This is a genomic window from Thalassospira sp. A3_1 (assembly GCF_017744215.1).
In the GTDB taxonomy this organism is placed as follows: Bacteria; Pseudomonadota; Alphaproteobacteria; order Rhodospirillales; family Thalassospiraceae; genus Thalassospira; species Thalassospira lucentensis_A.
The window spans coordinates 982,251-997,198 of the sequence record NZ_JAGHQQ010000001.1 but is presented as its reverse complement, the minus strand read 5'-3'; the positions used below and the strand labels follow the sequence as shown (position 1 = coordinate 997,198).

The window sequence follows — 14,948 nt, the reverse complement described above, 5'->3', positions numbered from 1 at the left end:
AGTCTTAGCATTTCAATGGTTCGGAACCCCTCGTGCCACCACATGATCCTTCCGGACAGTAAAATTGATCGGGTAATTGATAATATTACGGAAGGAGAGGCAGAAATGCCCCAGCCAGTTAAATCCCCGCTAGACAGCCAGCTTGGCGCTGTTCTTAAAGCTGTTCTTGGTGCGGAAAAGGCCGATTATCTGTTTCGCATGATTGATGTTCATGATCGGCTTCTGGCCGATCCTGCAGACAAGGCCGGGAAAGTCAGCCGTCTGACGATGGCGCAGGCGCTTAACATGATCCTGTTTGATGGTCTTCTGGAAGCCGTTCCCGAAGGCAAAGCCTATTCCGAGGATAAACTGGCCGCGGGCGAGCCGATCATTTTCGATCATGGTGCCATTCGTACCGTCGATGGCCCGGTGACCGGCGAATTGCCGCGTGGTCATGTTGCCATGGCGCGCATCCTTGCGCCGCTTGGGTTCGATGTTGCCGGTGTTTATCCGCTGTCGCGTCTGAAAATGACGGGTCGGGCGTTTTGCCATGCAGATGAGCCAGAACTGATCGCGCAGTTCTTTGTGTCCGAACTTCATGTCGAAGAATTCAGCCCTGCCTTCCAGCAGGCGGTTGCCAATACGGTTGGCAAATCGGTTGATCCGCTGTCACCCGGTGCCAGGGTCCTGCTGGATCAACTGGCTGCTAACGGCACTATCAGCTTTGCCGGTGCCACCAAGCTTCTGCCGGTTCTGGTCAAATGCTTTGGCGCGCAGCACGGCCCGGTAGCCGAGGCCGATTATGAGGTCCTTTTGGCAGAGTCGGCCGAAATGGCGTGGATTTCGACCGAAGGCAATGCGTTCAACCACGCAACGGATCGGGTTGACGATATCGAGGCGGTCGCCAGCGAACAGCGCGCCAAAGGCCGCCCGATGAAGGAAAAGGTCGAGATTTCCAGCACCGGATCGGTGCGTCAGACCGCATTCAAGGCAACCCGTGTCCTGCGTCAGATGTGTGATGCCAATGGCGATCTGGTGACCCGCGATGTGCCCGGTTCATTTTATGAATTCATCAGCCGTGATCACGTGCGTGACGAGGCGACCGGTGAAGAAAAACTTGATCTTCGATTTGACAGCAGCAATGCGCAGGGCATCTTTAAAATGACCGCCGGAAGCAAAGCGGCATAAGAAAGCAAAAAGACCGGAATGCCGGAACGGATTATACCGTTCCGGTTTCAAAACATTCTATCGGGTGACAGGCGATCATGGGATCAGTGGACGAAAATTATGATGTCATCATTGTTGGCGGGGCTGTTATCGGAAGCTCCGCCGCGTGGTTTTTGACCGGCCGGGATGATTTCAAGGGCCGGGTTCTGGTCATTGAAAAAGACCCGAATTATGAATTCTGTTCGACAACCCTGTCGGCGGCATCCATCCGTCAGCAGTTTTCGACCCCGATCAATATTGAAATGTCGGGTTTTGGCATCGAATTCCTGCGCAACCTGAAACGTGATCTTGATCCGGAAGTCGATATTTCCTTCCATGAGAAGGGCTATCTGGTTCTGGCGACCGAGTCCGGGCGCGATATCCTGCGTCAGAATCACGCAACCCAGACCAAGCTGGGGGCCGACATCGTCTGGATGGAACCCGACGAACTGGCGGCCAAATATCCGTGGATGAACACATCCGATCTGGCGGCGGCCTGCTGGGGCCGTACCGGCGAGGGATGGTTTGATGCCTATTCCCTGATGCAATCCTTCCGCAAACAGGCTCGCCGTCAGGGGGCCGATTATATCGACGGCGAAGTCGTCGAGGTTCTGCGTGATGGCGATCAGGTTACGGGTGTGGTCCTGAAAGATGGACGGCGGTTTGGCTGCGGGGCGCTTGTCAATGCTGCGGGAACCGGTGGATCAAAAGTTGCCCGAATGGCGGGGCTTGAGATCCCGGTGGAGCCGCGCAAACGCTGCATCTTTGTGTTTGATTGCCGTGATGCGGCCGACATCAACGCGTCCTGCCCGATGCTGATTGATCCAAGTGGCCTTTATGTCCGTCCCGAAGGCGATCTTTTCATTACCGGCATTGCGCCGCCCGCCGACCGTGATCCGGAATGCTGGGACTTTGAAGTCGATTACAGCCTGTTTGATGACATCGTCTGGCCGGGGCTTTACGAGCGTTGCGAACGGTTCGAGGCGATCAAGATGGTCAATGCCTGGGCTGGTCATTATTCCTATAACCTGCTTGATCAGAACGCGATCATCGGCCCGCATCCCGAGGTAAAGAATTTCTTCTTTGCCAACGGGTTCTCGGGCCATGGCTTACAGCAAAGCCCGGCGGTTGGCCGTGGCCTTTCAGAACTGATCGTCGCAGGGCATTACCAGACCCTTGATATGTCCGTGTTCGGCTATGAGCGCATCCGCGACAATGTCCCGGTTCTGGAGCTGAACGTGATTTAAATCGATTTCGTAACGAATGTTCGAAATCAATACCTTAACGATGAAAGCCGGAGCAACCCCACATGCCCCGTGATGACATGACCAACCAGACACAAGATGCCGCGATGGACGCCACCACCATTACGGCACGCCAGAAACACAGCGTTTCAAACGGTATTCGCACTCTGCATCCGGTCTATATGGATCGGGCGCTGAATGCCGAAATCTGGGATATTGACGGCAATCGTTATATCGATTTCATCGGCGGGATCGGGGTGCTGAATACCGGGCATCGCAATCCGGTCGTGATGGACCGTGTGGCAGCGCAATGCGAACGTTTTACCCATTCCTGCTTTAACGCGTTGCCGCATGAACCTTATGTCGCGGTAACCGATTGGCTGGCGCAAAACTGCCCGATCGAAGGTCCGGCGAAATCGATGCTGACCAATTCCGGGGCCGAGGCGATGGAAAATGCCCTCAAACTCGCCCGCGCCTTTACCGGCCGGACGGGTGTTCTGGCCTTTGAAGGGGCGTTTCATGGCCGAACCCTTGCGACACTTGCGCTGACGGGTAAAACCAAACCTTACAAGACCGGGCTTGGGCCGCTTCCGGGGCCGGTTTACCATTTGCCATATCCCTGCCGTGAAACCGGTGTATCGGTGGCGGATGCAATGGACGCAATTGCCAGATTGTTTGCCGTATCAGTCGATCCGGGCAGCATCGGGGCCGTGGTGATTGAACCCGTGCAGGGCGAAGGTGGCTTCAGGGCTTGTGACGCGGAATTTCTTGCCGAATTGCGCCGTCTTTGCGATGCCAATGGCATGGTTCTGATTGCTGATGAAATCCAGTCGGGCTTTGGCCGGACGGGTAAGATGTTCGCCATCGAGCATGCCAATGTCTGCCCCGACATCCTCGTGATGGGCAAGGGTATTGGCGGTGGTTTCCCGCTGGCGGCGATCACGGGGGCCGAGGATGTGATGAATGCCCTGCTGCCCGGTGGTCTGGGCGGGACCTATTCCGGTAACCCGGTGGCCTGTGCGGCGGCAACCGGTGTGTTCGAGGTGCTGGAAACAGACGGCATTTTGAACCGTGCCAAGCAGCTTGGCGAAAAATATGCCACCCATATTTCCTGGCTGCGCGATTTGCCCGGTGGGCATGTCATCGGTGCAATGCGGGGTATTGGCGCAATGCGCGCCTTCGAACTGATCGCAGATGACGGGGCACCGTCGCCGAAACGTCTGCAAACATTATTGCAACTGGCCCGTGCAAGCGGGCTATTGTTGATGCCAAGTGGTGAACACGCCAATGTGGTGCGCCTTCTGGCCCCGCTGACCATTCCGTTCGAACAGGTCGATGAAGCCTTTGCGATCATCGGCAAGTTGCTGCCAAAGCTGGCGGCGGTATCGGATGCGGATGACCGGTCGTGATTGCCGTAAAATTCAAAAAGAAGGGAGCTTAACCGTGAGTTTCAAAAACATTCTGACCGAACTGGGCCTGTCCGAGGCCGAGATTTCCAATGGTACGCTTAAGGTTCAGACCCCGGTTGACGGTTCTGAAATTGCGGCTGTTGCCGAGACCGACCCGTCGGAAATGAACGACATCATTGCGCGTTCGAAAAAGGCATTTGCCCAGTGGCGTCAGGTGCCCGGCCCGCGTCGCGGTGAACTGGCCCGTCTTCTGGGCGAGGAACTGCGCGCGGCCAAGGAACCGTTGGGGCGTCTGGTGTCGCTTGAATGCGGCAAGATCTATCAGGAAGGTCTTGGTGAAGTTCAGGAAATGATCGATATCTGCGATTTCGCCGTCGGCCTGTCGCGTCAGCTTTACGGTTTGACCATCGCGTCCGAACGTCCGGGCCATAAGATGATGGAAAACTGGCATCCGCTGGGCGTTGTTGGCGTTATTTCCGCGTTTAACTTCCCGGTTGCCGTCTGGTCTTGGAATACCGCGCTTGCACTGGTTTGTGGGAACTCGGTGATCTGGAAACCGTCGGAAAAAACCCCGCTGACCGCACTTGCCTGCCAGAAAATCTTTGAAAAGGCATTGGCGAAATTTGGTGATGCGCCGGAAGGCCTGCATCATGTCGTGATCGGCGATCGTCGCATTGGCGAAGCCCTTACCGACAGTCATGATGTGGCACTTGTTTCGGCAACCGGTTCGACCCGCATGGGCCGCGAAGTTGCCCCGCGTGTGGCAGAACGTTTTGGCCGGACCATCCTGGAACTGGGCGGCAACAACGCGATGATCGTGACCCCGTCTGCCGACCTTGATATGACCGTGCGTGCAGTGGTTTTCTCGGCGGTTGGGACATGTGGTCAGCGTTGCACATCCCTGCGTCGCGTGATTGTCCACAAAGACGTCAAAGACGAATTGCTGCCGAAAATCGTTGCTGCCTACAAGTCTGTCAAAATCGGTGATCCGCTTGCCGATGGTACGCTGGTCGGTCCGCTGATTGACGAGGACAGTTTCAACAACATGCAAGCCGCGCTTTCCAATGCCAAAAAAGACGGCGGTAAAGTGCATGGTGGTGAACGGACACTGGCCGATCAGTATCCGAACGCCTATTACGTCACCCCGGCGGTTGTTGAAATGCCGTCCCAGACCGAAACCGTGCGCAACGAAACCTTTGCGCCGATCCTGTATGTCATGACCTATGAAACGCTTGAAGAAGCCATTGCGCTTCAGAACGGCGTGCCACAGGGCCTGTCATCCTGCATCTTCTCGACCGATCTGCGGGAAACCGAACTGTTCCTGTCGGCCGTTGGTTCGGATTGCGGTATCGCCAACGTCAATATCGGCCCGTCGGGTGCGGAAATCGGCGGTGCGTTTGGCGGTGAAAAAGAAACCGGTGGCGGACGTGAATCGGGTTCGGACGCATGGAAAGGCTATATGCGCCGCGCGACCAACACGATCAACTATTCCCGCGAGCTGCCGCTGGCGCAGGGTATCAAGTTTGATATCTGATCCGGCGCTCAATCAGCTTTGATAGCAAACCCCGTCGGTTCGCCGACGGGGTTTTTATTTACCCCTGAATGCGATATAATACGTTGTAATACGTCGTAATCGAAAGGCCGATCCATGAGCAAAGATACAATGGCAGTGCGTGTTGATGCCGATTTGCGCACACGGCTTGATCAGCTTGCCAATGCGTTCGGCCAGACGCGTTCAAGCATCATCAACGATGCCCTTCGGCAATATGCCGATCATCAGGAATGGCAGATCAACCTGATTGCAGATCGTGCACGCAGTATTGCCGAAGGCCGTGCGAAACTGATCGGGCATGACGATGTGCTTGCCGGATTTGAACAACGCTTCGCTGAAAAATAATCCGGATGCGTATTCAATGGGATAGTCGGGCTGTCGATGATCTGCGTGACATTCTTGACTACATTGACGAACGTAATCCGACGGCGGCCCGCAAAACCTATCAATTGATATCAGGGTCAGTGTCGCAACTCGTTACCCATCCGTTCATAGGTCGCGTCGGGCGTGTGGATCAAACACGCGAAATGATCGTCAATGGTACGCCTTACCTTGTTGCTTATGGTCTGGATGATAATACGGTCACGATAATCGCTGTCTTGCATGCTGCGCGGCGATGGCCCGATGAGTTCTGAACAAAAAAAGCGGCCCCCGAAGGGGCCGCTTTATTTAATTCATGTTCAAAGCCAGGCTTGATTAGCCAGCCTTCGAGAAACGTTCCGCAACATATTCCCAGTTCACCAGGTCGTTGATGAACGCTTTGACATAGTCCGGGCGCGCGTTGCGGTAATCGATGTAGTAGGAGTGTTCCCACACATCGCAACCGAGCAGCGGGGTCTGACCGTGGACCAGCGGGTTTTCCGCGTTCGGGGTTTTGGTCACGACCAGTTTGCCGGATTTATCAAGTGCCAGCCAGCACCAGCCCGAACCGAACTGGGTCACGCCAGCCTGAATGAAGGCTTCCTTGAAGGCATCGACAGAGCCGAAATCTTCAACGATTTTCTTTTCCAGTTCGCCCGGAATGTTGCCGCCGCCATTTTTCTTCATCATCTGCCAGAACTCGATATGGTTCCAGTGCTGGGCAGCGTTGTTGAAGAGGCCGGCTTTGGATGCATCGCCATAGGATGCAACAACGATTTCTTCGAGCGACTTGCCTTCAAGGCCGGAACCTTCGAGCAGCTTGTTGCCGTTCACAACATAGGCGTTGTGGTGTTTGTCATGGTGAAACTCAAGGGTTTCAGCCGACATGACCGGTGCAAGCGCGTCATAGGCATAAGGGAGTGCAGGGAGTTCAAGAGCCATGATACAGATCCTCGACTTTCGTTATTGGTTTGTGCGGTCAGCACAGGGCTGATGCAACATATCCCCATTACCGCCTGCCGTAAAAGTGAAAATCCCATGCAACCTGTTGGAAAACTTGTTGCTCTGGATGATCATTGCCTTTTGGCGGGTTCGGAAACGGGCATGATGGAAAACCTCGTGGTCCTAATCCTCGGCCTTTATCTAGGTCAAAGGCAGCAGCACGCAATGGCCAGACGGGCTTTGCGAATTGAGTTACGCTGCATATCCCTTAAACAAGCGAGCCTGCGCATCGTTCCATGAATAGGGAAATTTTCTGAAATCGGTGAATGATCCCCCGACCAGTGGCTTTGTAAAAATCCCCATGGTTCCGATAGCATCGTGTTATCGGGCGCGTTGTACCCCGAGCCGTCAAACCGGCCAGTCCGTTATTCCTTGTACAGGCTGACCATGTTTTGAATGTCGGTACCATTGCGGATCATGACGTCATATTCCCCCTTTTGAAGGCGGGAAATATCGATACGGCACGGGAAAGAGCCGCAATCTTTGTTCAGCGCAATCGATCCGTCCTGAAAGGACAGGATGACTTCGCCTTTTGCCTGATCAGCATGGATGGTGACACTGTCGGTGGTCGCTTTCGGTGCGACACGGATTGCAGCCAGTGCGGCTGTCGTCACTGTCAAAACTCCGACGAGGGCGATTACAACCGGCTTGCTGCGCAAAGATCTAAACATGATGTTTCCTCGCGCTTCTTCTTGGTGTTGTAAAGGTGCGCGGCGAAGACGGGAAAATGGGGGCGCAAATGCGGCATTTCCGTGCCGAATGTTTCGATTTTTCATCTGTCACACGTAAAAAGCCCCCTGAACAAAAGGTTAGGGGGCTTTCTACAATCAGAATAGGCGTGAAATTTTTATGAAATCGCTATTTTCGGCGTTCCATCGCGGCCTTTAGGGCGGCGGCCATCGCACCGCCATCATTTCCGGCACTGCCTTGATTGCTTTGATGATTCCCGCCGCGCGGCGGGGTGTTCCGTCCGGTGTTTGCACGTGCCTGATGGCTGTGATTGCCGCGGGACTCGGTGCGTTTTTCACGGGTGCCTTCGTAATCCGGTGCGGATTTCATCGACAGACCGATACGTTTGCGCGGCGCGTCCACTTCCATGACGGTAACCGATACGATCTGACCTGCTTTCACGACTTCACGCGGGTCGGAAACGAATTTGTCCGCCAGTTGCGAAATATGAACCAGCCCGTCCTGGTGCACGCCGATATCCACGAACGCCCCGAAATTGGTGACATTGGTGACGGTACCTTCAAGTTTCATACCGGTCTTGAGGTCTTTGATCTCGTTGACGCCATCGGTGAATTTGGCGGTCTTGAATTCAGGGCGCGGATCGCGACCGGGTTTATCAAGCTCGGCCAGAATGTCGCGGATGGTCGGGACACCGAACACATCATCGGCATAATCGTCCGGGCGCAGGGTTTTGATGAAGGGCGAATCGCCAATCAGGTCTGCCAGTGGCTTGTTGGAACGCGTGCTGATGCGTTCCACCAGTTTATAGGCTTCCGGGTGAACCGCCGATGCATCCAGCGGGTTTTCACCGCCACGAATGCGCAGGAAACCCGCACATTGTTCGAACGCTTTGGGGCCAAGGCGTTCAACATTGCGCAAATCGGCACGTGACCGGAACGCCCCATTGATATCGCGATAACCGACAATATTGCGCGCCAGTGTTTCCGAAAGTCCGGCAACACGGGTCAGAAGCGGGATGGAGGCGGTATTGAGGTCAACACCCACACCGTTCACGCAATCCTCGACCACGGCATCAAGTGATTTGGCAAGTTTGGTTTCTGATACGTCGTGCTGATACTGCCCGACCCCGATGGATTTTGGTTCGATCTTCACCAGTTCTGCCAACGGGTCCTGCAGGCGGCGCGCGATGGATACCGCGCCACGCAGGGACACATCCAGATCAGGGAATTCTTCGGCGGCAAATTGCGATGCGGAATAAATCGATGCACCGGACTCGTTGACAATGACCTTTGTCGCCTTGAGTGCCGGAAAGCGTTTAAGCAACTGACCGGCAAGCTCATCGGTTTCACGCGAATAGGTGCCGTTGCCGATGGCGATCAGTTCGATCTTGTGGCGTGCGGCAAGGGCCGCCAGCGTATTGAGCGCGCCTTCAACGTCATTGCGCGGCTGGAACGGGTAAACGGTTGCGGTATCGACCATTTTGCCGGTGGCATCGATCACGGCAACCTTGACGCCGGTACGAACCCCCGGATCAAGACCCATGGTGGCCTTCTGTCCGGCCGGTGCGGCCAGCAACAGGTCTTTGAGGTTATCGGCAAAGACCTTGATCGCGTCTTCCTCGGCGCGGTCGCGAAGCGTGCCAAACAGGTCCAGTTCGATGGATAGCGACAGTTTGACCCGCCAGGTCCAGCGAACCGTATCCACCAGCCATTTGTCGGCGGCGCGGCCACGGTCTGCAATACCAACATGGGCGGAAATCATGATTTCTGCCCGGCCCTGTTCGGTACGTGGGCGGTCTTCGTCGGCGGCACCAAGGGTCAGTTTAAGTTGCAGGATGTTTTCGTTGCGGCCCCTGAACAGGGCCAGCGCACGATGCGACGGGCAGGTTTTGATTTTTTCGGAATGTTCGAAATAGTCGGAAAACTTGGCACCTTCGGCCTGTTTACCGTCAATCACGGTGGCGCTGATTTCGCCGTCATTCCACAAAAGGTCGCGGAGTTTGGCGACCAGATCGGCATCCTCGGCAAAGCGTTCCATCAGGATTTGACGGGCACCATCAAGGGCGGCCTTGGTATCTTCGACGCCTTTTTCGGCATCGACATATTTTGCAGCTTCGGTTTCCGGATCAAGGGTGGGATTGCCGTACAGATCATCTGCCAGTGGCTCCAGCCCGGCTTCGCGGGCAATCTGGGCCTTGGTGCGGCGCTTTTTCTTATATGGCAGGTACAAATCTTCAAGGCGGGTTTTGGTGTCGGCCTCGTTGATGGCGGCTTCAAGTTCCGGCGTCAGCTTTTCCTGTTCGCGGATGCTTTCAAGCACGCTTGAACGGCGTTCTTCAAGCTCGGTCAGATAGCGCAGGCGTTCTTCCAGCGTACGAAGTTGGGTATCATCAAGACCGCCGGTTTTTTCTTTGCGGTAACGGGCGATGAATGGAACGGTTGACCCTTCATTGAGCATCTCGATGGTGGCAATGACCTGTTCGGGACGAACCGAAAGTTCTTCGGCGATACGCTGGGGAATTGGACGCATGGTTTCTCCTTGGTTTGCTCGTCTGCCTGAAATAGCGGCTTTCGCATACAGGGGAAAGAGCCAGTTTCCGGTATTTGTCCGTTGGCATTCCACCGGGGTTTCCCGTCGGGAATCCCAACATGCTGAAATCCCATGTATTTTGCGCAATGCAGCCAAATCCAGCCGCCGATAACTTGCCCCGACGGTGCGGGCAGGTTATTTCTGGGCTAACAGATTAATCGGGGTATCCCCGACAAACGGAGAACCAAGGATGGCTGGAAAGTTCCGCGAAACCGTTATTCACGAGGTGCCAAAAGAAAAGGCCGAACCTAAAACCTCGGAAGAAAAGAACGAAGCCATTGCCGGTGCAGACATGGCACCTGTTCTGTCACAGGATGCAATCAATGCACTGGCCGAAGCCAAGGCCGCCAAGGAAGCTGCTGCCAAGGCGCGCGAAATCGGGGGACCCAAAGGCCCCGAGCCAACCCGCTTTGGCGATTGGGAAAACAAGGGCCGCTGCATCGATTTTTGAATGGGCTATTTTTTGCTGCTATGCTCGGTAACTATAGGGATTATCGCAATTATGAGCATTTGTATTGCTAATAAAGTGCTGAATAGTAATGCTACGACTACGAACGCCCAAGTAAGTGCCAAGTTTAGAAGTGGTTGAGAAACTATTTCGATGGCGGCGACCGCTGAAGCGTAAAAATGAAATATCATTCCAAAAAATATGAACAAAATCAGCATTAAGCCGCTGAAAGTGACAAGTTTTTGAGTTTTGGGAAAGGAAGAGTAATATCGGGAATCAAACAAAAATTCTGAGGGGGCTGCTTCAAAATAAGAGCTGTAAAGAATGAACTTATCGTTGTTGTTTGTTCTTTGTTCGCATATCTGCTTGATGATATTTTGGTAAAATGTCAGGGATACTAAATATATGAATGATAATAAGAAATTATAGCATGATGCAAAAATAAGTATTTCCATCAGGCCGTCAAATTTTTTAAAACTTGTTCCCAGAAATACTATAGTAAAATCTGGATTGTTTTTTAATATTACTAATAATATATCTACGATTATGGTGTAGAATGAAGATTTTCTGAGATTTTTTCCAACAATTTCAGATTTATTGTCTATCTTTTCGAGTATTTCACTCAATGTTATGTTTGATTCGCTGTAATTGTTGTTGATGGTGTTTAAATTTTCGCGAGTTATTTTGGATACTATAGTGACAAGGTTGAAGGATATTTTTCCGTTTAAATTTTTAATCACCGCGAAGCCCCCGTACATTATCGTAACAATTTGAGAACGATTTTTCCGGTAGAAGCAATGAAAGTCCAACGGTTGCTTTCTAATATCGGATTAGATACGATTCACTAATGGAAAGCTGCAGATTTTAGCGCTTTCACGAGATGCTTTCCAGTGAGATCGTGGATGAATCTGTTACGAGCTTGTAGCTAGCCGGTAGTGGGTACGTAATGTCCTCGGGTCCCGCTTTACCAGCTTAAGAATATCATCCGTTTGCAAAAGGGCATTTAGTTCACGCAGAACGATTGCGTGGGCCATCCCGAACAATCGGGCGAATGTTTTGCTGTCACGGGCGATATCCTGTCGGGCGGCGACCAGAATTGCCCCCTGAACCGGACTGAGTTCCGGGTTGCTGGCCAAAGTGCGTTCGACCAGATGCAGAAAATGTGCTGCATCTGGTGCGTTATCTTTTTTCCCATGATTTTGGAGCGGGGCGCTCACGCGGATTTTTCCGTGCGAAATGACACCATGATCGATTTTGATGTCGGTGTGTCGCTTTGATCACCGGCACTGCCAAGCGGCACCAGAACGTTCAGTTCCGGGTAATAGCCCGCCACACTGCCGCGCGGAATGTCATAGGACACAAACCGGAAATCATTGGCGATCCGTTCGATCCCGTCATCATATTCGCAAATTACGTCAACACGGTCGCCGGACCGGGCATTCAGCATGGCCAGATCATCGGGATGGATAAAGATGACCTTGCGTTCGCCGTAAACCCCGCGATAGCGATCATCAAGGCCGTAAACAGTCGTATTGTACTGGTCGTGTGACCGGAATGTCTGCAAGGCAAATTGCGATCTGCCGCCATCGGCCTTCTGGTTCTGACGGGCCTGTTGGTGGACTGTCTGACGGGGCAGGGCGGTATTGGCAAATGTTGCCTTGCCGCTTGGGGTGTTCCATTCCCGATGGGCGGCATTATTGCGCAGATGGAAACCACGTGGCTTGCGAAGGCGCGTGTTGTAATCGGCAAAGCCCGGAATGGTGGCTTCGATATGGCTGCGGATGCGTTCGTAATTATCGGCAAGGCTGGCCCAGGATACCACATTGCTTCCAACCGTTGCCTCGGCAATGCCAGCGACAATTGCAACCTCGGACAGAAGATGCGGCGATGCCGGGCGGTTAATACCCGCCGATCCGTGCACCATGCTCATTGAATCTTCGACACTGACCACCTGTGACTGACCCTGGGAATTAAGGTCAATCTCGGTCCGGCCCAGACAGGGAAGGATAAAGGCCGTTTCCCCGGGCATTAGATGCGAATGATTGGGTTTGGTCGCGATATTGACGGTGAGACGAAGGCTTTTCATCGCCTTTTCGACAAGGGCGCTATCAGGGGTCGCACGGGCAAAGTTCCCGCCCAACCCGATAAAGGCCTTGGCACTGCCATCAAGCATCGCACCGATGGCGGCCAGAACATTGTGACCGTGATTGCGCGGAGCCGTGAAACCGAATTCCTTTTCCAAAGCATCAAGGAAGGCGTTGGACGGTTTTTCATTGATGCCCACCGTGCGGTCGCCCTGCACATTTGAATGTCCGCGCACCGGACACAAACCAGCGCCCGGCTTGCCGATATTGCCGCGCAGGAACATGAAGTTGGCAATTTCACGAATGGTTGGCACGGAATGAAGGTGCTGGGTAATACCCATCGCCCAGGTGCAAATGACACGTTCAGAAGACAGATAGACAGCCGCCGCCTGCTCGATCTCCCGTCGGCTCAGGCCCGACTGGTCTTCGATTTCCGACCAGCTGGTGGCATTGACCGCGGCCCGGTATTCGCTCAGTCCGTCGCAATGTTCATTGAGAAAGGCGTGATCAAGAACAGATGGCGCGCCGTTGGCGGTGGCTTCGTCATCAGCGGCAAAGATCGCTTTGCTCATACCCCGGACGGCGGCCATATCCCCGCCCAGGCAGGGTTGGAAATAGTGGCTGGCGATTTCGGTCGAACCGCCATGCAGCATTTCAAGTTTGTCCTGCGGGTCGGAAAACCGTTCAAGCCCGCGTTCCCTGATCGGGTTAAAGACCACGATCTTTGCACCACGCATTGCCGCCCGGCGCAAATCGCCCAGCATGCGCGGATGATTGGTACCCGGATTCTGCCCAAGGACGAAAATGGCATCGGCCTTTTCGAAATCCTCAAGAAGGACCGTGCCTTTGCCCACACCGATTGCCTGACGCAAACCAACGCCGCTTGCTTCGTGGCACATGTTTGAACAATCGGGGAAATTGTTGGTGCCAAAGATGCGCACAAAGAGCTGATAGAGATAAGCGGCCTCGTTGCTGGCACGGCCTGATGTGTAAAACTCGGCCTGATCGGGGCTATCCAATCCTTTGAGGATGTCACCAATCTCGGCAAAGGCATCTTCCCATGCGACCGGCTGATAGGTATCGCTTTGACGGTCATAGCGCATCGGATGGGTGATGCGGCCGTTCAGTTCCAGCTCGTAATCGCTCAGTTTGCGGAGTTCGGTTATGGTATGTTTGGCAAAGAATGCCGGTGTTGCCCGCTTTTCGGTCGCTTCCCAGGAAACGGCTTTGACGCCGTTTTCACAAAATTCAAAGGATGACCCGTGCTCGGGATCGCCCCAAGCACAACCCGGGCAATCAAAACCGTTAGGCTGATTGGCCTTAAGCATCGTGCGTGCACCGGTCAGGGGACTGCCGCTTTGCAATAATTGCTTACCGCAACTTTTCAGCGCACCCCAGCCACCAGCGGCCGATGATTTTTTTCCAATAAATATCTCGTTCATGTCGGCATCTATTTGCCAGATCGGAAATTAGGTCAAGTATGCAGACCTAATGGGGTGATAGAAAAAATTTATCAAACAGATCGGGCAATGATTTGAATGTGTTCAAAACGCAATCGGGGTCGGAACCAATGGATGGTTCCGACCCCGAGCCGTTTTTAGCAATGCTGTAAAGGCAGATTATGCGCCGCGGATTGCCTTGATGTTGTTGGCATATTCCGACGGGCCGCCTTTGAAGGTTGCCGATCCGGCGACCAGAACATTGGCACCTGCCGCGATCACCTGCGGGGCGATTTCCGGGTTCACACCACCATCGACTTCAAGGTCGATATCACGGCCGGTCGCATCGATCATCTTGCGGATGCGTTTGATTTTCTCAAGCTGGCTTGGAATGAATTTCTGGCCGCCAAAGCCGGGGTTCACAGTCATGACCAGCACCAGATCAACCATGTCCATGACATATTCGATCACGCTTTCCGGCGTTGACGGGTTCAGCGACACACCGGCTTTCTTGCCAAGCGACTTGATCAGCTGAAGCGAACGATGCAGATGCGGGCCTGCTTCGGCATGGATGGTGATGATGTCGGAACCGGCATTCGCGAAGGCTTCGATATAGGGATCGACCGGTGCGATCATCAGATGAACGTCAAACACCTTGTCGCTATGGGGGCGCAGCGCCTTGACCACATCCGGACCGATGGTGATGTTGGGCACGTAATGGCCGTCCATGACATCGATGTGTATGTAGTCTGCGCCGGCGGCATCAACCGCACGGACATCAACGCCCAACTGGGCGAAATCGGCGGAAAGGATCGAAGGTGCGATTTTAATGGCGTTTGATGCGGTCATGGCGCGGCAAAGGTCCTGAAGCGGGTTGGGATATGAGAATTTCGCGGTTCTCATACCCCAAAAACGCCGCCCTGTCACCCAAGCGGCACGAATGGCA

At 54.0% G+C, this 14,948-nt stretch carries 14 protein-coding genes; 7 read left to right on the top strand and 7 right to left on the bottom strand.

All coding sequences use genetic code 11. The features are described 5' to 3' along the window. The first annotated feature begins 105 nt into the window (after window positions 1-105). From J7395_RS04405 to J7395_RS04380, 6 genes are all read left to right on the top strand, one after another. Window positions 106-1,167 carry a DUF1338 domain-containing protein gene (locus J7395_RS04405; RefSeq protein ID WP_209220649.1) on the top strand — a complete coding sequence of 354 codons (1,062 nt, stop codon included), beginning with the start codon at window positions 106-108 and terminating at the stop codon, window positions 1,165-1,167. 77 nt (window positions 1,168-1,244) lie between these two features. Continuing rightward, entirely contained in the window at window positions 1,245-2,432 is a 1,188-nt protein-coding gene (locus J7395_RS04400) for an FAD-binding oxidoreductase (protein WP_209220648.1), read from the top strand. Between the two features lie 62 nt (window positions 2,433-2,494). Then, window positions 2,495-3,838: an aspartate aminotransferase family protein gene (locus J7395_RS04395; protein ID WP_209220647.1), complete on the top strand. Its 1,344-nt coding sequence runs from the start codon at window positions 2,495-2,497 to the stop codon at window positions 3,836-3,838. A 34-nt stretch (window positions 3,839-3,872) separates the two neighbouring features. Further along, entirely contained in the window at window positions 3,873-5,372 is a 1,500-nt protein-coding gene (locus J7395_RS04390) for an aldehyde dehydrogenase family protein (protein ID WP_209220646.1), read from the top strand. 114 nt (window positions 5,373-5,486) lie between these two features. Further along, a complete protein-coding gene (locus J7395_RS04385) occupies window positions 5,487-5,735 on the top strand; it encodes a ribbon-helix-helix protein, CopG family (RefSeq protein WP_114109352.1) in 249 nt (82 codons plus the stop codon). Between the two features lie 5 nt (window positions 5,736-5,740). Beyond that, window positions 5,741-6,025: a type II toxin-antitoxin system RelE/ParE family toxin gene (locus J7395_RS04380; protein ID WP_209220645.1), complete on the top strand. Its 285-nt coding sequence runs from the start codon at window positions 5,741-5,743 to the stop codon at window positions 6,023-6,025. A gap of 61 nt (window positions 6,026-6,086) precedes the next feature. Here J7395_RS04380 and J7395_RS04375 read toward each other — a convergent pair whose 3' ends face one another. From J7395_RS04375 to J7395_RS04365, 3 genes are all read right to left on the bottom strand, one after another. After that, window positions 6,087-6,695 carry a superoxide dismutase gene (locus J7395_RS04375; protein ID WP_331710470.1) on the bottom strand — a complete coding sequence of 203 codons (609 nt, stop codon included), beginning with the start codon at window positions 6,693-6,695 and terminating at the stop codon, window positions 6,087-6,089. A 422-nt stretch (window positions 6,696-7,117) separates the two neighbouring features. After that, on the bottom strand, window positions 7,118-7,423 hold the full coding sequence (locus J7395_RS04370) for a hypothetical protein (protein ID WP_062950398.1): 306 nt from the start codon (window positions 7,421-7,423) through the stop codon (window positions 7,118-7,120). 187 nt (window positions 7,424-7,610) lie between these two features. Beyond that, window positions 7,611-9,971, bottom strand: coding sequence for a Tex family protein (locus J7395_RS04365; RefSeq protein ID WP_209220644.1), 2,361 nt, complete (start codon window positions 9,969-9,971; stop codon window positions 7,611-7,613). A 250-nt stretch (window positions 9,972-10,221) separates the two neighbouring features. On the opposite strand from J7395_RS04365, the gene J7395_RS04360 reads away from it, so the two are divergent. Next, window positions 10,222-10,482, top strand: coding sequence for a succinate dehydrogenase assembly factor 4 (locus tag J7395_RS04360; RefSeq protein WP_062950403.1), 261 nt, complete (start codon window positions 10,222-10,224; stop codon window positions 10,480-10,482). Between the two features lie 5 nt (window positions 10,483-10,487). On the opposite strand, the gene J7395_RS04355 is transcribed toward J7395_RS04360, so the two are convergent. The 4 genes from J7395_RS04355 to rpe all read right to left on the bottom strand — a co-directional run bounded on the left by J7395_RS04355 (window position 10,488) and on the right by rpe (window position 14,851). After that, complete coding sequence (locus J7395_RS04355) at window positions 10,488-11,219, bottom strand: hypothetical protein (protein WP_209220643.1); 732 nt, start codon at window positions 11,217-11,219, stop codon at window positions 10,488-10,490. Between the two features lie 171 nt (window positions 11,220-11,390). After that, window positions 11,391-11,696 carry a hypothetical protein gene (locus J7395_RS04350; protein ID WP_209220642.1) on the bottom strand — a complete coding sequence of 102 codons (306 nt, stop codon included), beginning with the start codon at window positions 11,694-11,696 and terminating at the stop codon, window positions 11,391-11,393. Further along, on the bottom strand, window positions 11,693-14,005 hold the full coding sequence (locus tag J7395_RS04345; protein ID WP_209220641.1) for an FdhF/YdeP family oxidoreductase: 2,313 nt from the start codon (window positions 14,003-14,005) through the stop codon (window positions 11,693-11,695). Before J7395_RS04345 ends, J7395_RS04350 begins: the two co-directional genes overlap by 4 nt. Window positions 14,006-14,182: 177 nt before the next feature. Then, window positions 14,183-14,851, bottom strand: coding sequence for a ribulose-phosphate 3-epimerase (gene rpe / locus J7395_RS04340; protein WP_062950593.1), 669 nt, complete (start codon window positions 14,849-14,851; stop codon window positions 14,183-14,185). Window positions 14,852-14,948: the final 97 nt, after the last annotated feature.

Excerpts from the sequence above, each read along its gene's own strand:
- J7395_RS04405 (WP_209220649.1), top strand. The coding sequence starts at position 106 with ATGCCCCAGCCAGTTAAATCCCCGCTAGACAGCCAGCTTGGCGCTGTT.
- J7395_RS04400 (WP_209220648.1), top strand. The coding sequence starts at position 1,245 with ATGGGATCAGTGGACGAAAATTATGATGTCATCATTGTTGGCGGGGCT.
- J7395_RS04395 (WP_209220647.1), top strand. The coding sequence starts at position 2,495 with ATGCCCCGTGATGACATGACCAACCAGACACAAGATGCCGCGATGGAC.
- J7395_RS04385 (WP_114109352.1), top strand. The coding sequence starts at position 5,487 with ATGAGCAAAGATACAATGGCAGTGCGTGTTGATGCCGATTTGCGCACA.
- J7395_RS04380 (WP_209220645.1), top strand. The coding sequence starts at position 5,741 with ATGCGTATTCAATGGGATAGTCGGGCTGTCGATGATCTGCGTGACATT.
- J7395_RS04370 (WP_062950398.1), bottom strand. The coding sequence starts at position 7,423 with ATGTTTAGATCTTTGCGCAGCAAGCCGGTTGTAATCGCCCTCGTCGGA.
- J7395_RS04365 (WP_209220644.1), bottom strand. The coding sequence starts at position 9,971 with ATGCGTCCAATTCCCCAGCGTATCGCCGAAGAACTTTCGGTTCGTCCC.
- J7395_RS04360 (WP_062950403.1), top strand. The coding sequence starts at position 10,222 with ATGGCTGGAAAGTTCCGCGAAACCGTTATTCACGAGGTGCCAAAAGAA.
- J7395_RS04345 (WP_209220641.1), bottom strand. The coding sequence starts at position 14,005 with ATGAACGAGATATTTATTGGAAAAAAATCATCGGCCGCTGGTGGCTGG.
- rpe (WP_062950593.1), bottom strand. The coding sequence starts at position 14,851 with ATGACCGCATCAAACGCCATTAAAATCGCACCTTCGATCCTTTCCGCC.